18 protein-coding genes are annotated in these 24,197 nt (G+C 59.6%); 5 read left to right on the forward strand and 13 right to left on the reverse strand.

The window, feature by feature from the left end; genetic code table 11:
- The first annotated feature begins 124 nt into the window (after positions 1-124).
- Positions 125-766 (forward strand): bifunctional 4-hydroxy-2-oxoglutarate aldolase/2-dehydro-3-deoxy-phosphogluconate aldolase, encoded by a 642-nt coding sequence (eda, locus tag ABG996_RS05515; protein WP_347478106.1) that lies wholly within the window; start codon positions 125-127, stop codon positions 764-766.
- A gap of 393 nt (positions 767-1,159) precedes the next feature.
- Here the strand turns inward: eda and ABG996_RS05520 are convergent, their stop codons facing one another.
- Positions 1,160-1,852, reverse strand: a complete 693-nt coding sequence (locus tag ABG996_RS05520) for a GntR family transcriptional regulator (RefSeq protein WP_347478105.1) — start codon at positions 1,850-1,852, stop codon at positions 1,160-1,162.
- Between the two features lie 557 nt (positions 1,853-2,409).
- On the opposite strand from ABG996_RS05520, the gene ABG996_RS05525 reads away from it, so the two are divergent.
- The 4 genes from ABG996_RS05525 (at position 2,410) to ABG996_RS05540 (ending at position 5,745) form a co-directional block, all read left to right on the forward strand.
- Positions 2,410-3,501 (forward strand): ATP-binding protein, encoded by a 1,092-nt coding sequence (locus tag ABG996_RS05525; protein WP_347478104.1) that lies wholly within the window; start codon positions 2,410-2,412, stop codon positions 3,499-3,501.
- A 180-nt stretch (positions 3,502-3,681) separates the two neighbouring features.
- Positions 3,682-3,927, forward strand: a complete 246-nt coding sequence (locus ABG996_RS05530) for an FCD domain-containing protein (protein ID WP_347478103.1) — start codon at positions 3,682-3,684, stop codon at positions 3,925-3,927.
- A gap of 160 nt (positions 3,928-4,087) precedes the next feature.
- Positions 4,088-4,897, forward strand: a complete 810-nt coding sequence (locus tag ABG996_RS05535) for a gluconate 5-dehydrogenase (RefSeq protein WP_347478102.1) — start codon at positions 4,088-4,090, stop codon at positions 4,895-4,897.
- A 206-nt stretch (positions 4,898-5,103) separates the two neighbouring features.
- Positions 5,104-5,745 (forward strand): RpiB/LacA/LacB family sugar-phosphate isomerase, encoded by a 642-nt coding sequence (locus ABG996_RS05540; RefSeq protein WP_055309683.1) that lies wholly within the window; start codon positions 5,104-5,106, stop codon positions 5,743-5,745.
- A 138-nt stretch (positions 5,746-5,883) separates the two neighbouring features.
- Here ABG996_RS05540 and ABG996_RS05545 read toward each other — a convergent pair whose 3' ends face one another.
- The 12 genes from ABG996_RS05545 to ABG996_RS05600 form a co-directional block, all read right to left on the reverse strand.
- Positions 5,884-7,833 carry an FAD-dependent oxidoreductase gene (locus ABG996_RS05545; protein WP_347478101.1) on the reverse strand — a complete coding sequence of 650 codons (1,950 nt, stop codon included), beginning with the start codon at positions 7,831-7,833 and terminating at the stop codon, positions 5,884-5,886.
- A gap of 200 nt (positions 7,834-8,033) precedes the next feature.
- Positions 8,034-9,251, reverse strand: coding sequence for an FAD-dependent oxidoreductase (locus ABG996_RS05550; protein ID WP_347478100.1), 1,218 nt, complete (start codon positions 9,249-9,251; stop codon positions 8,034-8,036).
- A gap of 103 nt (positions 9,252-9,354) precedes the next feature.
- The gene (locus ABG996_RS05555) at positions 9,355-10,260 is read right to left on the reverse strand and encodes a sugar phosphate isomerase/epimerase family protein (RefSeq protein WP_347478099.1); all 906 of its coding nucleotides are present in this window, start codon (positions 10,258-10,260) and stop codon (positions 9,355-9,357) included.
- Between the two features lies 1 nt (position 10,261).
- Positions 10,262-11,500, reverse strand: a complete 1,239-nt coding sequence (locus ABG996_RS05560) for a glycoside hydrolase family 88/105 protein (RefSeq protein WP_347478098.1) — start codon at positions 11,498-11,500, stop codon at positions 10,262-10,264.
- Positions 11,501-11,607: 107 nt separating this feature from the next.
- Entirely contained in the window at positions 11,608-12,276 is a 669-nt protein-coding gene (locus tag ABG996_RS05565; protein WP_347478097.1) for an SGNH/GDSL hydrolase family protein, read from the reverse strand.
- 69 nt (positions 12,277-12,345) lie between these two features.
- A complete protein-coding gene (locus ABG996_RS05570) occupies positions 12,346-14,511 on the reverse strand; it encodes a pectinesterase family protein (protein WP_347483881.1) in 2,166 nt (721 codons plus the stop codon).
- A 134-nt stretch (positions 14,512-14,645) separates the two neighbouring features.
- Positions 14,646-16,241, reverse strand: coding sequence for a glycoside hydrolase family 28 protein (locus tag ABG996_RS05575; protein WP_347478095.1), 1,596 nt, complete (start codon positions 16,239-16,241; stop codon positions 14,646-14,648).
- Positions 16,242-16,356: 115 nt separating this feature from the next.
- Complete coding sequence (locus ABG996_RS05580) at positions 16,357-17,916, reverse strand: MFS transporter (protein WP_347478094.1); 1,560 nt, start codon at positions 17,914-17,916, stop codon at positions 16,357-16,359.
- 353 nt (positions 17,917-18,269) lie between these two features.
- Positions 18,270-19,754: a UxaA family hydrolase gene (locus ABG996_RS05585; protein ID WP_347478093.1), complete on the reverse strand. Its 1,485-nt coding sequence runs from the start codon at positions 19,752-19,754 to the stop codon at positions 18,270-18,272.
- Positions 19,755-19,835: 81 nt separating this feature from the next.
- The gene (locus ABG996_RS05590) at positions 19,836-21,350 is read right to left on the reverse strand and encodes a tagaturonate reductase (protein WP_347483886.1); all 1,515 of its coding nucleotides are present in this window, start codon (positions 21,348-21,350) and stop codon (positions 19,836-19,838) included.
- A 94-nt stretch (positions 21,351-21,444) separates the two neighbouring features.
- The gene (gene uxaC / locus ABG996_RS05595) at positions 21,445-22,872 is read right to left on the reverse strand and encodes a glucuronate isomerase (protein WP_316365156.1); all 1,428 of its coding nucleotides are present in this window, start codon (positions 22,870-22,872) and stop codon (positions 21,445-21,447) included.
- 460 nt (positions 22,873-23,332) lie between these two features.
- A partial coding sequence (locus ABG996_RS05600) for a substrate-binding domain-containing protein (protein ID WP_347500971.1) occupies positions 23,333-24,197 on the reverse strand: 865 nt, incomplete at its 5' end.

The raw sequence follows: 24,197 nt of genomic DNA on the forward strand, positions 1-24,197 counted from the left end.
GTAGCCGGTTCCGAAATTGCTTGTGACCCAAGCAGTGCCTCCGATAACCAATCCGGAACCGGCTCATGGCCAATCTTCTTTGGCAATTACGCGCACCCGCGCGCCTCACATCGAAAGGAACATCATGTTCGATCAGTTCTACACCACGCTTGAGTCCCTGGGCATCGTGCCGGTCGTCGTGCTCGATGAGGTCGAGGACGCCGCACCGCTCGCCCACGCCCTTATGGCAGCCGGCATGAAGTCCGCCGAGGTCACCTTCCGCACCGCCTGCGCCGCCGAGTGCATCGCCGCCATGGCCGAGGCCGAGCCCGAGATGTGCGTTGGCGCCGGCACTGTCCTGACCGTCGAGCAGGTTGAGCAGGCCCGCGCCGCCGGTGCCAAGTTCATCGTCTCCCCGGGTTACAACGAGAACGTCGTGAAGCACTGCATCGACATCGACCTGCCCGTCCTTCCCGGCACCGTGACTCCCTCCGAGGTCACCGCAGCCGAGAACCTGGGCCTCAAGGTCACCAAGTTCTTCCCCGCGTCCCAGTATGGCGGCCTAAACACCATCAAGGCCCTCGCCGCTCCGTTTGTTGGTCACCGCTTTATGCCTACCGGCGGCGTGAGCACCGCCAACGTCGAGGAGTACCTGAGCTCCTCTGCCATCATCGCCTGCGGTGGCACCTGGATGGTCAAGCCGGCCCTGTTTGCCGACGGCGACTTCTCTAAGGTCGAGCAGATTGCCCGCGAGGCCATGGACGTCGTCAAGAAGGTCCGCGGCTAGGTTTAGCTCTCTATCGTGAAAGGGGGCGTGCCCTAGACCTCGCCCCCTTTCTTTTAAAGCGGCTCGGAAGCGCGCCGTTTCCGTCACGAACAAGAACCGAAACCGTCTTGTATGCTGATAGAACGTGACGGAAGCGACACGCCCCCGAACCGCTTTTCCTGCTCGGTTGGCAACCACGCCCAGCAGAGCCACTTCGACAAAAGCCAAGCCACCAAAACAGCTACGGCGCCGTCTGGAGGAATGGACCCTTGCTTCCGGTCTTTTCCTCCAAGCGGCGCCGCAGCTTTTTCGTGCCCCGATAGTACCCCGGCAGTTGCGGTGAGATACGGACTGTTTACACCATCAGAGCCGCAAAACAATCCCTATTTCACCGCAACTAATGAAGGGAACGAGTTAGATGGCCGAGTCTTTGGACAGCTCAAAATAGTCGGGATGCAAGGCGATAACCGGGCCCTGCTCCTCGGGCATCAGATGCAAGTGCGTCTCGGCCAGATAGCTTGCCGTGTCGGTATCGCCCCTCTTAATGGCCTCGAGAATCCGGCGGTGCTGCCGACGAATCGGCTCCCAATCCAAATCCTGCGACACCATACGCAACCAGTTGTATCGCTCAAAATGCGTATTGACACTCTTCATCCAATCCCACAACATGTGACGGCCGGCAATCGCAAAACACGTCTCATGGAACAGGTTGTCCAGGTCGAAAAAGCGACGCGTTTCGCCATGGTCGAGCGACTCGGACTCGGCAAGAATCTGCTCAAGCCGCTGCTTTTGCTCGGGCGTAGCAGCCGAACAACATTTAATGAGTACGCTTCTTTCGAGCTTTTCGCGCAAGAAACAGGCGTTCTCGGCGCGCTCCATGCTGATTTTCGAGACATAGGTGCCGCTTTTGGGACGCGTTTCCACCAGCTCCTGCTCACGCAGGCGCACAAAGGATTCGCGAATGGGCGTGCGTCCGATTCCCGTCTCCTTTTCCAGACCAATCGCCGAAAGGCGCGTGCCGGGCTTGAGCTCGGCATAGATGATCTTAGAGCGCAATGCGTTGTATGCCTGATCTTGCAGGCTCTGATAATGCTGGTGCTGTTCCATAAAGCCCTCGGATAAACCCTCGGTTAGTCGAATACCACCATGCAATACTATCGCATCCCCCGCCCCCTCATAAGTTGCGGTGGAATAGTTCCTGCTCAAAGCCTTCAGCTGCAAAAACAGGAACTATTCCACCGCAACTTCCAACAGTCTTTTTGGGACGGGGCTCTTTTAGCTACCCTGGCCCGCAGGTCGGCCCCTTGCCACAAAAGGGGCCCATCTACTACGTTAACGCGGAGAGCCCAGACCATGCTGAAAAGTGCGAAAACAAAACCGCAGGTAGTCGGCTTGCCATTTTGCCTAAATGGCGACTATGGTTGACCCCTGCGGCTTAAACGTAGTAGATAGGCCCTATTCGTGGCACAGCACTACTCCATCCCAAATTGGCACCCCGAGCCCTCGTGAGTTGTCAACAAGCTGTTCGCCCAACGCATTATCCGCGCGGCATTTGGAAAATAGCACCACCGCAAAACCCGCGAGTAGCGCTTACGTTGCTATATCTCACTATACTTTGCTATATCTTGCTATATCTTGCTATATCTTGAGCAAAGGTGGCTCACATGCAAACAAACCCTTTTAAGCCCACAGCAGGTAAAACACCTCCCACGATTATCGGCCGCGAAGATGTACTCGAAGAATTCAATGAGGGCCTCGTCAACGGGCCTGGTGCCCCGGGGCGCCTAATGCGCATAGCCGGCGTCCGTGGAACGGGCAAGACGGTCCTCCTTGACGAGTGCTCACGTTTGGCGCAAAGCCGTGGCTGGACGGTCATAAAAGAGGTCGCAACCGAGGGACTTTGCCAGCGCATTCTCGAACAGCTGCAGCCCAAATTCCAGGCCAAACATGCCAGATTTGAGCCCACCGTAGCTGGCATATCCATCGGCAGCATAGATATTGAGCGAATCGGCCCATCGCTACGCGACGCCATGAGACAGACAATATCCAAGAATGGAAATGGCCTGCTCATCACTCTCGACGAGATTCAAGACGCAGAGCTCGATGAGGTCCGAACGCTCTCCATTGCGATTCAGCAGGTTATCGGCGAAGACCTTGATATCGCCTTTGTTTTTGCTGGGCTGCCTTCGATGATTGAAAGCATCATCAACGGAAAGACACTTGCGTTTTTGCGCCGTGCCCTCCCCTTTGACCTGAAGGCTGTGGCAGTAACCGAAGTGTCGTACTCCCTCGAGGAAACCATTGAAGCGTCTGGCATGGAGTTGCAGCCAGGTATTGCCGGCCAACTTGCCGAGGCAACGCAAGGCTATCCTTTCATGATCCAACTCGTTGGATACTACGCATGGCAGTTGGCAAGACGCGCACATACAGCGATTATTGGAGAAGAAGAAGCCGAGCGTGGCATTGCAACGGCACGCGAACGCTTCTGCGGCATGGTGATTGAGCCCGCGCTGCAGCGCATTCCGCCCACGTGCATCGCTTATCTGCTGAGCATGGCGTCTTTGGGGCAGACGAGCTCGACCAGCATGGTTGCCGATGCCCTAAACAAAACGCCTCAACAGGTGAGCTCCGTCCGCAGCCGCCTGTTAAGAGAATCGATTATCGAGGCTCCTTCGTACGGCAAGGTCTCATTTGCCATCCCCTACATGCGCGACTACCTCTACGAACACAAAGCCGAACTGGAAGTTGAACTGTAGAAACGGCAACTGCTCTGCAAGACGAAAACCGTTTTCATACGGTTTTTGTACCAGACGCAACACGCTTTCGTCCGGCGATGCGTCTGCAATCCAAACGAAAAAGCCCCGAGCCCGTATGAACTCGGGGCCTCTCGCGCCGGGCATCTATGAGAGGGAATCGATGCGTACGGGCGCTACTCCATGAAGCCGCCCTGGAATGGCGGCAACCTCGTCGTTCCCCGCCTGATGGGCGTGCTCAAGGCATCCGTCCCCCTCTTTATCGACGTGACCGGCAAAAAGCTCGTCGAGGAAACTATCCGCACGCACCGCGATGTGGCCGACGCCGTCGCCTCACGCAATCCCACCGCGGCACACGATGCGATGTACCTACATCTGGTGTACAACCGCAACATGATCGCAGAGGGCGCGCAGGCAAAAAGCGAGTAGGGGCCCGCACGGCAAGGGCGTTTCTACCGTTCACCTTTTAAAAGTGAACGTTCATCTGTTTTTAGGGGAATAGGAGCGTTAATTCCTCCGCTTCTCCTATACTGAGCTTGTACTAAAAGCAAGACAAATATAGATGAACGTTTCTTTTGAAAGGATCGCTATGTCTGATCTTATGGACAGCTTCCGCTTGGATGGCAAGGTCGCGCTCGTGACCGGCGCCACCTATGGCATCGGCATGGCCATTGCCGAGGCACTCGGCGAGGCCGGCGCCAAGGTTGCCTTTAACGCACGTCACGCCGACAAGGTCGCCGAGGCCGAGAAGCACTACCGCGAGCTGGGCTTTGAGGCTCATGGTTACGTGGCAGATGTCACCGACGAGGCCGTCGTCGCCGAGCTCATCGCCAAGATCGAGGCCGACTTTGCTACCACGCCCGACATCCTGGTCAACAACGCCGGCGTCATTCAGCGCACACCCATGCTCGACATGAGCGCCGAGGACTTCCGCCGCGTCGTCGATATCGACCTCAACGCACCGTTTATCGTCTCCAAGGCCTGTCTGCCCGGCATGATCGCCAAGGGCCACGGCAAGATCATCAACATTTGCTCGATGATGAGCGAGCTGGGCCGCGAGACCATCGCCGGCTATGCCGCCGCCAAGGGCGGCCTGAAGATGCTCACCAAGAACATCTGCTCCGAGTTTGGCGAGGCCAACATCCAGTGCAACGGCATTGGGCCAGGCTACATCGCCACGCCGCAGACCGCGCCGCTGCGCGAGACGCAGCCCGACGGCAGCCGTCACCCATTTGATCAGTTCATCATTGCCAAGACGCCGGCAGCCCGTTGGGGTACGCCCGAGGATCTGAAGGGTCCCGCCGTGTTCCTGGCCTCCGACGCATCGAACTTCGTCAACGGGCACATTCTGTACGTGGACGGCGGCATCCTGGCATACATCGGCAAACAGCCACAGTAGGGCATTCGGGCGAGTCCATGGACGATAAGGTCTGCTGCTCAGACAGTCCTGCTCGCACGGAAAGCACATTAAGTGCTTTCCGGCTCGTGCGGAACTCGCGACAGACCTTATCGTCCACCGCCCGCAAAACCAACCTCGGGTTGGAATAGCCGCCACCCGCATACAGAAACAAAAAATGGAAACATTTGGTTGAAAGGTTAACTCAAATGAAGATCGCTCTGATCAACGAGAATTCTCAGAACTCCAAGAACCCCATGATCGAGGCTGCCCTTAAGAAGGTTGTCGAGCCCATGGGCCACACCGTCTTTAACTATGGCATGTATGCCGACGCCGACTCCAAGCCCCTCACCTATGTGCAGAACGGCATCCTTGCCGCCGTGCTGCTGAACTCCGGCGCTGCCGACTACGTCGTGACCGGCTGCGGCACCGGCGAGGGCGCTATGCTCGCCTGCAACTCCTTCCCCGGCGTGCTGTGCGGCCACGTTGCCGACCCGCTCGACGCCTACACCTTTGCCCAGGTCAACGATGGCAACGCCGTCGCCATGCCCTTCGCTCTTAAGAATGGCTGGGGCCAGGAGCTCAACCTCGAGTACACCTTCGAGAAGCTCTTTGGCTTTGGTTCGGGCAACGGCTACCCCGCCGAGCGTGTTGAGCCCGAGCAGCGCAACAAGAAGATTCTCGATGGCGTGCGCGCTGTGACCATGCGTCCGCTCGTCGACGTCCTGGGCGAGATCGATCAGGACCTGGTGAAGGGCGCACTTGCCGGCGAGCACTTCCAGGAGTACTTCTTTGCCAACGCCACCGACGAGGCCATCATCGCCAAGGTCAAGGAGATCTTGGGCCTGTAATAAGGCCCACGGGGCGCACCGACCCCCAACAAACCGCCAAGCAAAAGGCGCCGCGACAATCCATGTGTCGCGGCGCCTTTTTTGATTGGCTATCGCTTGAGCCACTGCAAGGCGGCCGCTCCCCTATTTGCCAAAAGCTTACATCTCGCAGGCGACCTTGTAGCCGTCGCCGATGGCATCGCGGATGTTACCGCACTTGTTGGCATCGCCCAGCACGTGAGCGGCAACGCCAGCAGCGGCGAGGTCATCAGCCAGCTTGGTATTGGGACGATAGCCCATGGCAAGCACCAGCGTATCGGCACCGGTGATGGTGTGGACCTCGCCGTCCTTCTCGTAACTGATGGTGTCCTCGGTGATCTCGGTCACCTTGGCCTCGGTCAGCACGTGGACGCCCTTGGAGAGCATGCGCGTGATGAGCACCGCGCGACCGGCACCGCCCTCGTTGGCGGCGAGCGTCTTGGTCATCTCGATGACGGTGACATCGCGGTTGGCCGGCGACAGGTCGTTGACCAGCGGAGCCAGATAATCGGCCGTCTCGCAGCCAACGGTGCCGCCGCCCACGATGACGATCTTCTTACCCGGGAAAGCCTTGCCACCCAGCAGGTCGTCGGCCGTCATAACCTGCTTAAAGCCCTGCATGAAGGCCGGGGCGATGGGCTCGGCGCCATAAGCCAGGACGACCTCGTAGCCCGCGTAGTCACGCTGAATGTCCTCGGCCGAAAGCTCGGTACCAAAGATGCACTTCACGCCCGCCTCAGCAAGACGGCGATACTGGTACTTGATCACGCGGGTGAGTTCCTGCTTTGCCGGCGGAACAGCCGCGATGCGCATCTCGCCGCCCGGCTCGTCCTGCTTATCCACGAGCACCACGTTGTGGCCGCGCTTGGCGGCAATGTAGGCTGCCTCCATGCCCGCAGGACCGGCACCCACAACCAGCACGTTCTTAGCCTCGGCGGCAGGCTCGTAGCCAGCCTCGTCGCGCTCCACGTCCGGGTTGACAGTGCAGGAGATGCGCTTGCCAAACATAATGCCGTTCAGGCAGCGCAGGCAGCCAATGCAGGGGCGGATGTCGTCGGCGTTGCCGGCAGCGGCCTTGTTGCAGAACTCGGCATCGCACAGATTGGCGCGGCCCATCATGCAGATGTCGGCGGCGCCGTCCTCGATCAGCTCCTCGGCAATCCAGGCCTCGTTGATGCGACCGACCGTGGCGACAGGAATGTTGACGTGCTTCTTAATCTCGCGCGAGCAGGCGGCGTGCGAGGCCTGCTGCGTACCGGCGGCGGGAATCGCGGAGCCGCGCTTGATGGTGGTACCGCCCGACACGTGAATCATGTCGACGCCGGCCTTCTCCAGGCGACGTGAAACGTAGACCATGTCGTTGAGGGTCAGGCCGCCATCGGTGTACTCATCGCCCGAGATGCGGACGTCGATGATAAAGTCCTTGCCGCAGCGCTCGCGAATCTCGGCAATGACCTCGAGCAGGAAGCGCATGCGAGCGTCGAGCGAGCCGCCGTACTCATCGGTACGCTTGTTGTAGAGCGGGGTCAAAAAGCCGCCGAGCATGCCGTGGGCGTGCGCCGCATGGACCTCGACGCCATCGACGCCAGCCTTCTGCATACGCACGGCTGCGTCGCCAAACTGATGCGTGAGCTCGTGAATCTCATCGACCGTGATAGGACGCGGTGCCTCGCGGGCATAGGACGGTCCCACGAAGGACGGAGCGATCAGGCGCGGCGTGCCCGGAATGTTAAAGGCCATGTAGGCGGGGTGGAAGAGCTGCGGCATGATCTTGCAGCCGTACTCGTGGACGGCCGCGGCGAGCTTTTCCCAACCGGGGATAAACGTGTCGTCGTAGCAGCACATGTCACCCGGCAGATAGGTATAGGTGGGCTCGACCGTCACGACCTCGGTAATGATGAGGCCAACGCCGCCCTTGGCACGGGCACGATAATGATCGACCAAGTCGTCGGTCACATAGCCATGATCGGCCAGGTTCGTGGATACCGGCGGCATAAAGACGCGGTTCTTGACCTCGGTCGTACCGACCTTGATCGGGCTAAAGAGCATCGGGTAGGCGGATGACTCCATACAGGCTTCCTTTCGTTTGAGCCGCTCGGCGGCAGTTGCTAACGTACCTATCGTATCAGTATCCGCCGCATTCGTACTCGCTCGCACTCCCCACCTTCAATCCCGACCCTCATAAAAAAGTTGTGGTGGAATACGGAGTAGATAAGGCCTTTGACAGCCAAAACAGTCCGTATTCCACCGCAACTGATGGATGGGATGGGTTAGAGGCCCAGGTAGTTAATCATGCCTTCGACGGCAAGCTTGGCGCCGGCTACTGCATGGACCACAGTGAGCGGGCCGTTGACCACGTCGCCGGCGGCAAAGACGCCAGGCACGGTGGTCATGCCGTGCTCATCGACCGACAGCAGGCCGCGATGGTCAGTCTCCAGACCACCCGTCGTAAGCACAAGCTTGTCCTTGGGCACCTGTGAGGCCGCGATGACCACTGTGTCGGCGGACGCATGGTCGAGCTCTTCCTCGTAGCCCACCACGCTGTCGTCCTCATCGAAGATAGCCGTCTCAAAGACCGGACCGTTATCGTCGATGGCGCAGATCGCCTTGCCGCGCACGATTTCGGCGCCATCGAGCTCGGTCAGCTCGACCTCGTCGTCGATAGCCGAGATATGGCGCGAGCGGGCATACACGGTAACCTTGCGCGCGCCCGAGCGCAGCGCCGTGCGGGCTACATCCATGGCCACATTGCCGGCGCCGATAACCGCCACGTTCTGCCCGATCGCCACACTCGTGGGATCGACCAGGTAATCGATGCCAAAAAGCACGTTGCCGCGCGACTCGCCGGGAATGCCCAGTTTGCGGGCACGCCAGGTACCGGTACCGACAAAGACCGCGTCGTAGCCGTCACGTAGCAGGTCATCGATGTGCAGTGCGCCGCCGATGGTGGTCGAGGGGCGCACGCGCACGCCAAGCGAGCACATCACGTGACGGTACTTTTGCACGAGCGCACGGGGCAGGCGGAACTCGGGGATACCGTATTCCAGCACCCCGCCGATCTCGGGGCGCTGTTCAAATACCGTGACGGCACAGCCCAGCTGGGCCATCTTAATGGCCACGGTAATGCCGGCGGGACCGGAACCGACCACAGCAACCTGTTTGCCACACGACGGCGCGGGCGTCCACTCCTTACGATCCAAATACGCTGTGGAGATGTAGTGCTCGATGCTCGAAAAATGCACGGGTGTGCCCTTACGGCCCTGAATGCAAGCGCCCTCGCACTGGCCCGAATGATTGCACACCATGGAGCAGACCGCGCTCATGGGATTGTTCTGGAACAGTAGCTCGCCCGCCTCTTCTAGACGACGCTGCTTGAACAGGTCGATGACCTGCGGAATAGGCGTCTGAACTGGACAGCCCTCAATCTGACAGAACGCCCTTTTACAACCCAGGCAACGATTCGCCTCTTCGACAATGTGGATAGCCACGCAACTCCCCTTTTTAATGCAATCCAATGGGGCGACGATAAAGACCCTTCACCGCCGCCCCCATACAGGTAATCTCAATCTGCCGACACGGCAAAAGCCAATGCTATAACTCGCGATGCGAAGCCCCGCAGCGACCGGACATGTGCTCGAGTGTCGCCAGGCAGTCAGCCGCCGTCGCCGGCACGCTGTTCTCGACCACGCAAGGAATCCCAGGGCAGGCGGCAGCCGCCCAGGCCACCACGGGCTCAAAGTCATATCGTCCCGTCTCGCCCACGCCATGACACACCAGACGTGAACCCGTACCGTCGCACCAACCGGCTTCGTCCTCGTTATCAACGACCTCAAAATCCTTGGCGTGCAGCGCGCGGATCTTGCTGCCGCATAAATAGAGCATGCGCGCGGTGATTTCCTGCGCTTCGTCAACGACGCTGGGGTGCAGCAGCGACACTGGGTCATAGATCACGCCGAGCGACGGACTCGAGACGCGCTCCAGCACCTCACGGCAGCGATCTGGCGTGTTGACCGTCTCGTTCCAACCGGGCTCAATTAGAACCTGACCGCCCACGGCCTCGGCCCGATCGCAGACGTGTGCAAGTCCGTCTGCAAACGCATCGAGTGCCTCGTCGGTCATGCGGTCGTCCGCGACGCGGTTCTGCGCATTGGGGCGACCGGTCTCGGTGCCAACCGGGCATCCGCCGAGCATCTGGGCAAAGTTCAGGCATGCCTCGTACTCGGCATAGTTATCCATGAGCTGTTGGCGATCGGGCGTCGCCAAATTCTTATAGCAGCCGAGCACGGCGACCGAAACGCCCGCCTCGTCGAGCACCGCACGCAAATGATTGGCAAGCTCGCGGGTCAGGCCGCCTCGATCGATCCCCATCGATGCATAGAGCACCTTGCTTGGCAGCTGAATGCACGAAAAGCCCAGCTCTCCCGTCATGCGAATGCGTTCCTCGACGGTCCCCTGCGGAAGGTCGTGCAAACGTACGCCCGGAGTAACAGCCCCCATGCTATTCACATCCCTTATGAGCGTTGATGCCCGGGGTGTATCCGCCAAACGGGTCCTCGATGGAGCACACGCCCGAGGGGGCGAGCGGATCGCGCTTACCGGCCAGCTTGTCGTGATGCATGGTCTCGATATAGGCAAGCACCAGCGGCGCCACACCCTTTGCATCATTTTTGACCACGGGCTCGCTCATGTAGTAATCAAACGTGCCCTCGCGGTGCGCGGTGTTTCCCAAGCCCGCAACCAGGCAGATGTTGTCGAGCGCCAGCTGCCCGCCATACTCGGACAGGCAGGTCTCGCAGATGCCGTCGAAGGCGCGACGGCCGTACTGGTAGTAACGCTCGCCCAGCACGCCCAGACGCACGCCCTTCATGATGGCGTTGGCAAAGATGGCGCTGCCCGACTCCTCCAGGTAGTTGGGGGCGATATTGGGCAGGTTGATGACCTGATGCCACATGCCGGTCTTCTCGTCCTGATACGGCAGCATGGCATCGATCAGGTCGTGGAACATCTTGCGAATCTCGTCCTTCTCGGCCGACATCGAAGGCGGCATAAGCTCCCAGGTGTCGATGAGCGCCATGGCAAACCAGCCCTCGGCGCGCAGCCAGAAGTTAGCCGAAAGGCCGGTGACCGGGTCGCACCAGAACTGTTTGCGGCTCGCGTCGTAAGCGTGATAGTACAGACCGTTGAGGGGGTTGCGCATCAGGTCATGCACGACCTGGAACATATGGAAGCTGTCCGAGCAGGCACGACGGTTGTGGAAGCTCAGCTCGTACTGCATGTAGAACGGCTGGGCCATATACATGCCATCGAGCCAGATCTGGTTGGGATAGACGGCCTTGTGCCAAAACACGCCTTCTTTGGTGCGCGGCTGGGTCTCGAGCTGGCGGTAGATGGTGTCCATGGCGGCACGGTACTTGGGCTTGCCCACCAGGTCATAGAGCTTGTAGAGGGTCTTGCCCGCATTGACGTTATCGAGGTTGTACTCCTGCGGGTTGTAATGCTTGATGGTACCGTCGTCCTGGACAAAGAAATCGATGTAGTCATCGGCAAAGGTCAGGTAGCGCTGCTCACCCGTGATCTCGTACAGCTCGATGAGCGCCTTGATCATGCAGCCGTCGATATAGTTCCAGGTGTTCTCCTTGCCGGCGCGAATCTTTTCGATATTCCAAGCCGGCGCCTGCGGCGTAGAGGTTTCGATCAACTGCTCGATATAACGGTCCAGGATTTGATTGCAACCCATTGCTGTCCCCTCTGACATAAACGATAGGTGAACGTTACCCCTAGTGTAACGCGAACGGGGAATATAGGGTGAACGTTAACCCTATATTCCCCGCAAACGGCAGACTTTTAGCGGCAAACGGCGGTGAGACCCGCGGCGATGCGATGCGCCAGGCGCTCATAGCCAGCCGGGCTGTAGTGCAGACCGTCCGGCATATAAAGCTCGCGGTGCTCCGGCAAAAACGGGCTGATGCCGCTTTGCGCATACAGGTCAATCACAGGAACGGAGTAGCGGTCACAGACCTCGAGCATCGCCTTTACGTAGGCGACCTGCGTCAACCCCAAGTGGTTGAGCTCGTCGCTTGCCGGGATATCCTTCTCGTGCTTACCGCTCGTCTTGCACGGCGTCATAAACACGAGCTTTGCCCGAGGCGAGCGTGCCGTGATGGTGCGGATCAGGTAATCGAGCGCACCGTAGAACTCATGCACATCGGTACTGCCCAACTCGCCAAGCGGCACGTTGCGGCTAAAGTCGTTGACGCCGCCAAAGACAATGTAGATATCAGCCGCATCGTCGATGCCGCCCAGACGCTCGACAAACGAATCGGTACGGTCGGCCTTGATGGCGATACGCGAACCCTTGATGCCAAAGTTCTCGACGGCCGCGCCGCCCAGCAACGCGCCCAAGTGCGAGGTCCACGAGATGTCGTTGCCGCCTGCGCCGCATCCGTTATCGCCCCATGTGGTCGAATCGCCAAAGCAGCAAATGGTCGATTCACTCAAACTCTTCGTTTCCATAATCTTCTCCTCATCCGCCCATCGGCGGTCATACAGGAACGTACCGTTTATTCGCAGCATGCCGAGGGGCTATGCACGGGCGCATTCCGCAACGTGCGAATCGAGCCATTCGATATCCTCGGCAAGATGCGCCACGCCCAAATGGTGTTCACCCGGACACACCTCGTGCCGCAGGCCATCTCTGCGACCCAGCAACTTGTAGGCATCGCGCACGATCTCGAGCTGTTCATCGACATTTTTCAGCCCGCGCGAACCGTTCAGATGATCCTCTTCGCAGCTTTGCACCAGCAGCGGATGCGGCGCGATGAGCGAGGCAATATCGCCCATGTCGAGTAAGCGCCAAAGTCCGGGTGTGTAGTTGCAGCTGCAATTGCCATTGAGATGCAGCAGCGAATCACCGACACCATACAGATAGCCCGAGACAAACGCCTTGCGCACACGCGGGTCGAGTGCGGCCAGGTACAGCGTCATGTAGCCGCCACCCGAAAAACCAAAGCAACCCAGGTCATCCATGGCAATGTCGCCGCGCGCCTCCAAGTAATCGATCAAGCGCATGTTGTCCCAGACGTTGAGGCCCGCGACCGTAAGACCCAGTGGCTCGGCCATACGTGCTTGATTCAGACACGTACCGCGCAGGTAGCTGTTCTCGTCATCGCCCTGACCCTTCCAGTCACGACGGTATCCCCAACCGCGCGCATCAGGGCAGACGGTCACGTAACCCATGCGTGCCAAACGCAGACCGTAGTCGTAATTGAACTTACGCACGGCATCATCGACAGCCGGCACGCCCGCAACACCGGCTACGCTTGCAGCACCCGCTCCCTGATGACCATGCGGGCAGATATAACAGCGTTTGAGTCCCCGCTCATCAAGCTTAGGATGAGACGGCTCCAACAGGTAGAACGGCATCCAAACATCACGCTCGACCTGCAACATCGCATGGGTGCGCACGATGCCGCCGGCAACCCGCACGCGGCTGAGCTCACGAATCTCAATCGGGACGCGGTCCATAAGCGAAAGGCCCAAAACATCGTACAGACGAGTCCTGGTCGCAATCTTCCACGCCTCAAAATCTGCAGGAGTCTTGCCCGCAAATGCCGCCGAGCGCCCTTCGCGCTTCAGCCGGGCACGCAGCGCAGGCTCGTCTTCGCAGTACGTCTCGATGTGCACGGTGCGACCATTGGCAGATAGCCCAGCCGTCTCCACCGCATCACCGTCGCCGCCCTCGGGATCCCAGCCATCCACACCGGCAAGCACCTGCTCGCGAGCGTACCCGGCGGCAGCCATCACATCGAGTTCATTCGCCCACGGCACCCAGCCGGTAGTATCGCCCGCCGGCCCATACAGGATCGCGCCAGCATACTGCGCGCAGTTGTGCGCCGCCGGTTTATTCCAATCCCACCAGCCTTCGCGCTTGATATGTCGCCCTAGCCAACAATCGATCAGCGCAGTTTGCGCCCATTCGCGCCAAGGACGGCCCAGGTAGACCGAATCCGGCGCCACGCCATCCGGAGCTGTAAACGAACAACCATGAAACACAAATCCGTACGGCTCGCCTTTAGGCGTGGAGGCTGCCGTTACATACCCGTTGACATCCATATCGCGGTTGAGCGAGCGAATCTCGCACCCCTCAAAGTAGGCACGCGCGCCGCCAAAGATAAAGTCGACATCGCCCTCGATCCGGCAACGTCGAAAATACTGGCGTCCCACCCGGCGCGGCGCATACTGTTTGGGTCCTATAAACCCGCCCGGTTTGGCCTCATGCGGCGGCAGCGGACCCAAAAACAGTGTGTCCTGGCGCCCCGTAATGCAACAGGCGTCGACAACCAGACGGTCGCCATCGGCATACAGGGCAATCGCCTGACCGACCTCGCGCCCATCGCCCGCATCGTTTTCGATCGTGAGGTTTGCAAGCGTCACGTCATCGGCATCGACCAGCACCGTATACGTGCGGAAGGTGCCGAGCTTTCCGTCCTGGCCGCTGCCGTCCTCCGAGGGCATCTGCGCCGCAAGGCCGCCAACGATACGCACGCTGTCGGCCGTCTCTCCCTCAATCGTCACATGCGGGCGATGAATCTCGACCCGTTCGCGGTACTCACCCGGCTCGATATGGATTGTCACCGGCCGTCCGTCATTCGGACAGGATTCGTCAATTGCCTCCAAGGCCTTAGAGATACTGTGATATGCCCCCGCACGCTCGGGCGAAACCTCAAAAAATCGTCTTTCACTCATCATCAGTCACCGCGTCCTTTCGTCGTAGACCGTCTACGTTGCAGTTTCGGCATATAAAAAGTTCGCGCAATGGGTCGGGAAGGCCCTGCCCATCGCGCGCCACGACATACCGAATTTAATTGTTTAGGAGCAAACGCCTACGCACGGATAACCTTGTCGACGTTCTGGAGCTGCAGCTCCTCGCCGTCCTGGCCCTCGATCACCACATTTTGCAGGTCGAGCACCTTGACGTTTTGCGCAATGATGCCCTGACGCACCATGGGCTCAATGCCGCAGGCCATGGCCGGAACAAAGGGCTCAGCATCGTCGGCAAAGGTCACGTGGACATCCTGGAACGTCAGGCGCGTTACTTTGCTCTCGGGCAGGCCCGTGATGTAGGCAGCGGCCGCGTGGCAGTTAGTGGCCTCGATATCGCAAAACGTCGTGGCACCAAAGCCGGGCGTGCGGTCGTCGACGGGCAGTGCCTCGCGAGACTGCACGTAGTCGGTCTTGCCGTCCTTGTCGCAGAAGTAGAAGGAGTTGACCACGAAGGGCGTGAGCACCTCGTCCATGCGAATGTGCTCAAAGGTAATGCCCTCGTTGACGGCATCCTTGCCGCGCCCGCGGCGGGTCTTGACGCGCAGGCCGCGGTCGGTGCGCTCAAAGAGGCACTTGCTCACGGTAAGGTCCTTGATGCCGCCGGCAGCCTCTGAACCCAGGACCACGGCGCCGTGACCATCGTGCATGTAGCAGTGAGAGATCAGCACGTCGTGCGTGGCGGGACGAAGCTCGGGCTCAATGCCCAGCTTGCCGCTCTTGATGGCGATGCAGTCGTCGCCCACCGAGAACTGACAACCAAGGATGCGAACAAAACCGCAGCTCTCGGGATCGAAGCCATCGGTGTTGTGGGAGTTCTTGGGGCCCTCGATGGACAGGCAGAGCGCATCGATGTGCTCGCACAGGATGGGGTGGATGTTCCACGCCGGGCTGTTGCGGACGGTGAAGCCGGCCATGCTCACGTTCTCACACTCGGATAGGAAGATCATGCGCGGGCGGGCGACCTCGCGGCCCTCCTCCGGGCGAAAGATGTTCTTAAAGTCCTTGTTCCACCAGTTGTCCTCGGCAAAATCAGTCTGACCGTCGATGGCACCACGACCATAGATGCACACGTCGTGCACGCTCAGACCCGTAAAGGTAGAGCAGTAGGTCGAGAAACTCTCGCCCTCCCAGCGGCCCAGGGGCAGCATATCGGTGCCGGCATACCCGGCGCCCTCGTCGCCTGTGACCGTGCCCGGAATGTAGGCAAGCGCCGCGCGATCGTGACGGGCCAACAGCACCGCTCCCTCGGCGAGCTCGATGTTGATATTGCTCTTAAGGAAGAGGGACTTGATGCGATAACTACCGGCGGGGATCAGCACGCGCCCGCCCTTGGGGCAGGCCATGATGGCAGCCTGGATGTTGGTGGTGTCGTCGTGCTCGGCATCGCCCTTGGCGCCACAGTCGCGAACGTTGATGGTAAAGGGCTCAGCCGGCGTGGTGACACCTACGCTCAGCTCACGCTCGCCGCAAACAAAACGAACCAGGTTGCGCTTGCCGGGGATCAGGCCGTCGACATAGGTCTCGACCGTATTCGTGGTACCAGCGGGCTCGTCGTTGACAAAGATCTCCCACGTATCGGCACAGGTAAAGTAGCCGCCGTCGTCAAGCTCGATCACGGCCGCGCGGGCGTTGCGCCAGATAACGTTCGTCTCCATGGATTTCTCCCTCAAAAAGATGCTCTAAAGGCAAATTGTACGCTGTTAAAAAAGGGCCGTGCCTGCCGGCGGAATTCCGGTGGCACGGCCCTGTGATTTGGACGATATGTCGGCCTTACTCGGCGGGGGTTACGCTACCATCCTGGAAGCCAACGTTGTTGTGGGCAAAGCAGTCCTCGTACTTAAAGCCGGAGAGCTCCTCGCAAAGCGCCTTGACCTCGGGCTTGACGTCGGCCATCTTGCCACCCTCCTTGACGCGGTGAATCTCGTCGCAAAGGATGTCGCACTGCTCCTTGTCGATCTTGATGCCGCGGGCAAGGACGGCCGCAAGCAGGAAGAAGCCGGCGCAGCCGATGATCATGTAGCCGCAGATATACAGAGGCACGGTAGCGGGCTGGGTCACGGCGTCGCTATTGCCGGCGGTCTGAATGAAGCCGGAGGCAGCAAGGACGATAGCCCACACGTTGACGGCGATGGCCTGGGCGATCTGCTGGCAGAGCTGCTGCGCGGAGCTGTAGATGCCCTCGCGACGACGCAGGGTGATGAGCTCATCGACATCGGGGATGTAGTTGAGCAGAACATCGGGCAGGTACTGGAAGCCGACGTAGAAGAACTTCCAGATGGCGAAGATGATGGGGTAGGCGATCATGGCGATGGCGACCGTGGAGGTGCCATTGATCTGACCAAAGGCGAAGTAGTTGTAGGCGATGATGCACGCAGCGCAACCGACGTTGGCCAGGTACCAAGACTTGTGGAAGCCCTTCTTGGCCATGAGAGCGACCCAGATGGCGGTGCAGACGATAGCGACGACCTTGCCAGGCATCTCCATCACGGACTCGTAGGACTTAGGAATCTGCAGGCAGTAGACGATGAAGAAGGACAGGCAGGCAGACCAGCAGGCAGCAGCGAGCTTCGTGGAGACCTGTGCGTACAGGACCTTGCGGAAGGACTTGTTGCGGAAGGTGGAGATTACGTCGATGAAGAACTTCTTGATACCCTCGCCGACGCTCTCGATCTTCTCCTGAGCGACCTCCTCGGGGGTGTGCTCCCACGTGGACAGGTACACACAAAGCAGCGAGATTGCCATGACCGAAGCGTTGATCGTAGCGATGATGAAGTAGCTGAACGGGTTGGTCTCGCCGAAGGTGCCAAAGCCGAAGCCCACAAGTGCAGCCATCAGGAAGCCGGCGGCGTTACCAAAGAGATGCTTGTAGCCGGTGAGGTACGTACGCTCCTTGAAGTCGTCGGTCATCTCGATGGTAAGCGGCGACAGGTTGGCGGTGCAGAACGTATACGCGACGTTGTAGATCAGGTACAGCACAAAGTAGTACGGGAAGCCAAACGGCGTAGCCACGAAGATGAGCGGCTCGGCGATCATCATCGGGATGGCCAGCAAGATCCAGAAACGACGACGACCAAAGATGCGGCCAATCTTGGTGGCATAGAAGTTATCGGCCACAAAGCCCATCAGCGGGCAAAGAATAGCGTTGACATAGATGGCAAACGAGCTGATCAGTGCAGCCTCGCCTGCGGACAGGCCACACTCCGTGGACAGGAACAGCACCATGTAGCTGTGCGTAAAGGTCAGGGCACCGGAATTGAGCATACCGCCCATACCAAAGCCCAAGCGCGTCCAGAATGTGATCTTACGCTTTTTTCCGATCTTATTAGTCATCGAGCTCCCTCTCTTTTCTCGATTGTCTTGCAGCAAGACATTGGAGTCCACACTGACATCTGTCTGCCCAGCGTTCAGGGTGAACGTTTAGTTAGATTATGCGCGATTGCTTACGACAGGTGAACGTTCACTTGAATAATATCCTTGAACGGTCGATTTTTACCGCTGAACGGACACAATTGAGGCTCTAAGACCTATTGTCTGCTGGTAAAGGTGCCATGCTGGACACCCATGAGATAGGTGAACGTTTATCGTATTTTCCAATTTTTTCACTTAACCACAAAACGAAAACCCCGCCGGGAACACTCCCGACGGGGCCGACGACATAGCGCTACGCTTGGGTGCATTTGCCACTACAGGCAGACGCCGTCCTTCCAGATACTGATCTCGTGACAGCCACGGCGCTCGGCACTCGTGAGCTTACCGCTCGCCGTCTGTAGCACCAGCTGGTACAAATCGCGGGCGGCCTCGTCGAGCGTGCGCTCACCCGTGGCAATCACGCCGGCGTTAAAGTCCATCCAATTGGCCTTGTGGTCGCACAAACGCTGGTTGGTGAACACTTTGAGCGTAGGCGCCGGCGCGCCAAACGGTGTGCCGCGGCCGGTCGAGAACAGAATCACGTGGCAGCCGGCAGCCGTCAACGCCGTGGTGGATACCATGTCGTTGCCCGGACCGCACAGCATGTTCAGGCCGTGTTTAGTTGCCTGGCCGGCATACGGCAGCACGTCGACGATGGGGGCAGATCCGCCCTTTTGCACGCAGCCGCAGCTCTTGTCCTCGAGCGTGGTAATACCTCCGTCCTTGTTGCCGGGGCTCGGGTTCTCGTAGACAACCTCGCCGTGGCTAATAAAGTAGCCCTTAAAGCCGTTGAGCATGTCGGAGGCGGCGCCAAAGACCTGCTCGTTCTCACAGCGATCGAGCAGAATACTCTCGGCGCCAAACATCTCGGGCACCTCGGTAAGCACCGACGTGCCGCCACGGGCGACGACCATATCGCTCACGCGACCGATCGTGGGGTTGGCGGTAATGCCCGAAAGACCGTCGGAGCCGCCGCACTTAAGACCAATGACCAGCTCGGAGGCCAAAATGGGCTCACGCTTGGCTTGCTTGGCCAGGTCAGCCAGCTCGGCCAGAATCTTGTGGCCCTCGATTTGCTCGTCGGCTACATCCTGGCAGGTGAGAAAGCGAACGCGCTCGCGATCGAAGTCACCGAGCTCGTCGAGCACCTGCTGGTGCGTGCAGTTCTCGCAACCGAGCGACAGGAATAGCACGCCGGCCGCATTAGGATGACGCGAGAGCGCCACCAGCAGACGACGCGTCTGGGCATGGTCGGCGCCGGTCTGCGAGCAGCCAAAGGGATGCGGGAAGTAGTAAACACCCTCCAGCGAGCCATCGACCAGATCCTGGGCCTTCTCACACATGGCACGGGCGACTTCGTTGACACAGCCGACCGTGGGGATGATCCACAGCTCGTTGCGCGTCGCGGCACGACCGTCGGCGCGGCGGAGCCCCATAAAGGTCTCGGGCTCAACCGACTCAACGACCGGATGCGTGGGGTTGTAGGTGTACTCGACCTCGCCCGAAAGGTTGGTCTTCACATTGTGCGTGTGGAGCCACTGACCGGGCTGGACATCGCCCGTCACGTGTCCGATAGGAAGGCCGTACTTGATGACGTCCTCCCCCGCGGCAATCGCGCGCACCGCCATCTTATGGCCCTGCGGAATATCCTCCACGGCCACGACCTCGCCCACCCCGGGAACCGCGACGGCAGTGCCCTTGGCAAGCGGCGACAGCGCAACGATCACGTTATCGGCCGGATTGATCTGGATAGTATTCATTACAAATGGTCCTAACCCTACAGGTTGAGCAGAAGTCGAGACGCGGGCACGCCGTCCCGCGCCCGCGTCTGCGCCGGAAATTTACGCCTGAGCGTTGGCGAAGGCCTGCTTGGCGCCCTCGGCACGCACGACAGCGAGCGCGCTGACGACAAACTCCTCAAGACCTGCGATCTGCGTAAGGTCCTCGCCCCACATCTGCTCGTTGGTGAGCACGTCGTGCACCAGCTGGGCATCGTCGGCGCCGGCATGGGCGGCGTAGAAGTCGAGCACGAAGGCGTCGTCCTGAGCGGTGTACTCGGTGCCGTCGGAGCGACGCAGGTGCAGGCCGTCGCCCTCGCGGGACACGAGCTCCTGCGTGTAGAAGGAGATGAGCGTAGCGAGGCTCGTCGCCAGGCACTTGGGCAGGTTGCCGGTCTCGGCAACGTAGTCCTTGAGCGTGGGCAGGTCGCGAGCGCGCCACTTAGCCGTGGAGTTGAGGCAGATGGAGAGCAGCGCATGATCAATAAACGGGTTGTCGAAGCGGTTTTCGACGGCGGCGGCAAAGGCCTTGCAGTCCTCGACATCCAAGTCGGCGGCAAGCGTCGGAATGACCTCGTCGTAGAGCATGGTGTTCATGAAGCCGCGAATGGTCTCGTCATGCATGCAGTCGCGCACGATATCAAAGCCGGCAACCCAGGAACCCGGAACGAAGGCGGTGTGGGCACCGTTGAGGATGCGGACCTTGCGCTTTTTGTACGGGGTGACGTCGGGAGTCACAAAGACACCCGGAAGACCAGCCTTCACAAAGGGAAGCTTCTCGGCAAGCGACTCGTCGCCCTGGATGCCCCACATCTGGAAGGGCTCGCGCACGGCCAGGAAGGGATCCTCGTAGCCCAGACGCTCAGCCACCGCGGCGGCCTCCTTAGGATCGCGGATGCGGCCGGGGACGATGGTGTCGACGAGCGTGGTGCAGACGGTGCAGTCGTTGGCCATCCACTGCGCAAACTCGTCCTCCCAGCCCCAGTCGCTCACATACTGGTTCATGATGCGCAGCAACTCCTCGCCGTTGTGATCGATGAGCTCGCAGGCGAGGACGATGACGCCCGGCTTACCGGCAGCCCAGCGGGTGTGGAGCACCTGGGCAAGCTTGGCGGGGAAGCTCGCAGGTGGCATGTCGTCGGCCTTGCAGGACGGGTCATAGGCGATACCGGCCTCGGTGGTGTTGGAGACGATGATCTCTAGGTCGTCGGAGACAGCGACCTCCATCATAGCGCGGTAGTCGTCCTCACGATACGGGTTAAGGCAGCGGCTGCAGGCGCTGATCACGCGGGGCTCGTCAACCGTGTTGCCGTTCTCCTTGCCGCGCACCAGCACGGTGTACAGGTCGTCCTGGGCATTGATACCGTCGGCAAAGCCAAAGGCACCGCTGATGGGCTGCACCATGACGACCTTGCCGTTCCAGCCGGTGGCCTCGTTGCCCATGTCAAAGAAGCGGTCAACGAAAGCGCGTAGGAAGTTGCCCTCGCCAAACTGCAGAACCTTCTCGGGAGCATCCTTGGGCAGCAAATAGCCCTTGTAGCCGATCTTCTCGAGCGCATCGTAGCTGATGTTCTCCATCTATGTGTCTCCTTAGATGTTTGTTAGCGTGCAAGCAAAACGGGGCTCCGCGTGTGGCAACGGCGCCCAGGGTTCGATGTGATTCGATGCGGGCTTAGGCCTCGTCGGTGTCCAGGTCAAAGCCAAAGTAGCGGACCGCATTGTTGTAGCTGATGTCACGCACAACCTCGCCCAGCAGCTCCATGTCGGCCGGGTACTTGCCCTGCTCGACCCACTCGCCGATCACGCTGCACAGCACGCGACGGAAGTACTCGTGGCGCGGATAGGACAGGAAGGAGCGGGAATCGGTAAGCATGCCCACAAAGTTGCCCAACACGCCCTCGTTAGCCAGAGCCGTAAGCTGCTCGCGCATGCCGACCTCGTTGTCGTTGAACCACCAAGCGGAGCCGTTCTGGATCTTACCGGCAGTCGGAGCCTCCTGGAAGCAACCCATGACGGTATCGATCATGGTGTTATCGATGGGGTTCAGGCTGTACAGGATGGTCTTGGGCAGGCCGCAGGTCTCCTGGATGGAGTTGAGGAAATCGGCGAGCTGGTCGGACGGCGTGTAGTTGGAGATGCAGTCGTAGCCGGTGTCGGGACCGAGTTTGGCGAACATGGCGCGGTTGTTGTCGCGCTTGCAGCCAAAGTGCAGCTGCATGGCCCAGCCCAGACGGACATACTCGCCGGCAACGAACTGCATAAAGGCAGTCTTGTACTTGAGGACCTCTTCCTCGGTAAGCGGCTCGGCAGCCAGACCCTTGGCAAAGATAGCCTCGATCTCGTCGGCGGTAGCCGGGACGTACATAACGTAGTCGAGTGCGTGGTCGGAGGCGCGGCAGCCCAGCTCGTGAGCAACGTCGTAGCGCTTGGAAATGGCAGCCTTCATGCCCTCAAAGTCGCTGACCTCAACGCCGGCAACCTCGGAAAGGTGCTTGCAGTAGTCGGCAAACTCCTGGCCGCGCTCGATGCGCAAAGCGGCATCGGGGCGCATGGCGGGAACGACCTGAACGTCAAAGCTGTCGTCGGCGGCAATCTTCTTGTGCCACTCAAAGCTGTCGGCGGGGTCGTCGGTAGTGCAGATCATGCGGACGTTGGACTGCTTGATCAGGTTGCGGCAGGTAAAGCTAGCCTCAGCGAGCTTGGCGTTGGCAAGGTCCCAGACCTCCTGGGCAGTCTTGCCGTTGAGGACGCCCTCGTAGCCAAAGTAGCGCTTAAGCTCCAGGTGGCTCCACTCAAAGACGGGGTTGCCAACGCAGCGACCCAGGGTCTCGGCCCACTTTTGGAACTTCTCGCGAGCAGGGGCGTCGCCAGTGATAAAACGCTCGTCGACGCCGTTGGCACGCATCAGGCGCCACTTGTAGTGGTCGCCGCCCAGCCAAACCTCGGTGATGTTCTCGAAACGCTTGTCCTCCCAAATCTCCTTAGGAGAAATGTGGCAGTGATAGTCGACGATGGGCATGCCCTCGGCAAAGTTGTGGAACAGCTCCTCGCCGGTCTTGGTGCTCAGCAGGAAATCCTGATCGTCCATAAAGTTTTTCATCAAACAGCCCCTTTGCTGGCAAGGCGGGCGCACGGCGCGCTCGTTATCCTTTAGGTGAACGTTCACTATACTAATCCATTGCACCTCAAAAGGTGAACGTTCACCTAACCACCACGGGGTGAACGGTAGATTTTGCCCGTTCAACGGTTGCTGGGGATGTGACTTGCATGTATTGCGGACTGGTTGGCGTCCCCGAACACCGAACTTGAGCGCTTTTGCTCAGGTGGGTCATGTCCCGACGTACATTTTTGGGAGTATTCAGCATTGGAGCGCGCCGTGCGCCATCCTCAGCGTCCTATTTGGAACGCAGATAGCGCCCGATCGGCATAAAAAGTGCCCCCGATGGCAAATTACGCCATCGGGGGCACTTAAAACAGTCGTTCTGCACCTCATTCAGGGCATGCCAATGCTGAATACTCCCAAAAATGCACGTCGCAAGAGGGGGTACCTGCTCAATCGGCTAAATACCCGCAAGTTCGCAGTAGCGGTCGACATTGCTGGCAAATACCATCTCGACGGCACCCTTCTGGACGGGCACCGTCGGGGTCCTTCCCCACAGCAGATAATCGCCCAGCGTCTTAGCGCCGCGATACGCCAGGCTCGTCGGGTCCTTATAGACAATATTGGTAAAGATACCGCGGCGCAAAGCCAGAGCACTTTCGGGAAACAGGTCGTTGCCGATCACCATGACCTGACCGGCCTTGCCGGTCGAGACGAGCGCGTCGGCAACCACTTCGGAACCAACGGCAAAAACGCTACAGATAAGTTCGGGGGCGTCCGGCGCACTCAAGCGCTTTTCGAGCTCATGCTCGAGTTGTTTGACTTGTGCATGGGCACCTGCAAGATCCTCAACCTGCCATGGAATATCACGTTCGCGCAGGTAATTGTGGAAGGCGCGGGCGGTTAGATAGTGCGAATCGGTATATGGGTCGCCTGTCAAAAGGAGCACGCGGGCGTCGGCCCCAGAAGCATGGACCAGGTTTGCCGCCTGCTCGGCCATAAGGCTGCCTGCCGTCGAATAATCGGCCAAGCTCGCACCCAAACGATTCAAATGCGGACGGTCGCCGTCGACAAGCTCAATCGTCACGCCCGCCTCGGCGATCTGCCCCAAAAGCTCAGTCGCACGATCGTCGCCCGGCGCATAGGCGAGCAAGCCATCAATCTTCTCGCCCACCTGCAGACGCTCGTCGATTTGCTCGAGTGCATCAGCGTAGCCGCCCACGCCAAATTCAACGCGCTCAACCGTAATGCCCCGGTCGATGACCTCCTGTTCAAAGCGATTGCAGCCTTCCCACAGGTAACGGAAAAAGTACGCTCCCTCGCGC

Source organism: Collinsella aerofaciens (genome assembly GCF_039836695.1).
GTDB lineage: Bacteria > Actinomycetota > Coriobacteriia > Coriobacteriales > Coriobacteriaceae > Collinsella > Collinsella aerofaciens_BD.

What these genes read in the sequence shown, in the direction of transcription:
- eda (WP_347478106.1), top strand. Translation starts at nt 125, where the DNA reads ATGTTCGATCAGTTCTACACCACGCTTGAGTCCCTGGGCATCGTGCCG.
- ABG996_RS05520 (WP_347478105.1), bottom strand. Translation starts at nt 1,852, where the DNA reads ATGGAACAGCACCAGCATTATCAGAGCCTGCAAGATCAGGCATACAAC.
- ABG996_RS05525 (WP_347478104.1), top strand. Translation starts at nt 2,410, where the DNA reads ATGCAAACAAACCCTTTTAAGCCCACAGCAGGTAAAACACCTCCCACG.
- ABG996_RS05530 (WP_347478103.1), top strand. Translation starts at nt 3,682, where the DNA reads ATGAAGCCGCCCTGGAATGGCGGCAACCTCGTCGTTCCCCGCCTGATG.
- ABG996_RS05535 (WP_347478102.1), top strand. Translation starts at nt 4,088, where the DNA reads ATGTCTGATCTTATGGACAGCTTCCGCTTGGATGGCAAGGTCGCGCTC.
- ABG996_RS05540 (WP_055309683.1), top strand. Translation starts at nt 5,104, where the DNA reads ATGAAGATCGCTCTGATCAACGAGAATTCTCAGAACTCCAAGAACCCC.
- ABG996_RS05545 (WP_347478101.1), bottom strand. Translation starts at nt 7,833, where the DNA reads ATGGAGTCATCCGCCTACCCGATGCTCTTTAGCCCGATCAAGGTCGGT.
- ABG996_RS05555 (WP_347478099.1), bottom strand. Translation starts at nt 10,260, where the DNA reads ATGGGGGCTGTTACTCCGGGCGTACGTTTGCACGACCTTCCGCAGGGG.
- ABG996_RS05560 (WP_347478098.1), bottom strand. Translation starts at nt 11,500, where the DNA reads ATGGGTTGCAATCAAATCCTGGACCGTTATATCGAGCAGTTGATCGAA.
- ABG996_RS05565 (WP_347478097.1), bottom strand. Translation starts at nt 12,276, where the DNA reads ATGGAAACGAAGAGTTTGAGTGAATCGACCATTTGCTGCTTTGGCGAT.
- ABG996_RS05570 (WP_347483881.1), bottom strand. Translation starts at nt 14,511, where the DNA reads ATGATGAGTGAAAGACGATTTTTTGAGGTTTCGCCCGAGCGTGCGGGG.
- ABG996_RS05575 (WP_347478095.1), bottom strand. Translation starts at nt 16,241, where the DNA reads ATGGAGACGAACGTTATCTGGCGCAACGCCCGCGCGGCCGTGATCGAG.
- ABG996_RS05580 (WP_347478094.1), bottom strand. Translation starts at nt 17,916, where the DNA reads ATGACTAATAAGATCGGAAAAAAGCGTAAGATCACATTCTGGACGCGC.
- ABG996_RS05585 (WP_347478093.1), bottom strand. Translation starts at nt 19,754, where the DNA reads ATGAATACTATCCAGATCAATCCGGCCGATAACGTGATCGTTGCGCTG.
- ABG996_RS05590 (WP_347483886.1), bottom strand. Translation starts at nt 21,350, where the DNA reads ATGGAGAACATCAGCTACGATGCGCTCGAGAAGATCGGCTACAAGGGC.
- uxaC (WP_316365156.1), bottom strand. Translation starts at nt 22,872, where the DNA reads ATGAAAAACTTTATGGACGATCAGGATTTCCTGCTGAGCACCAAGACC.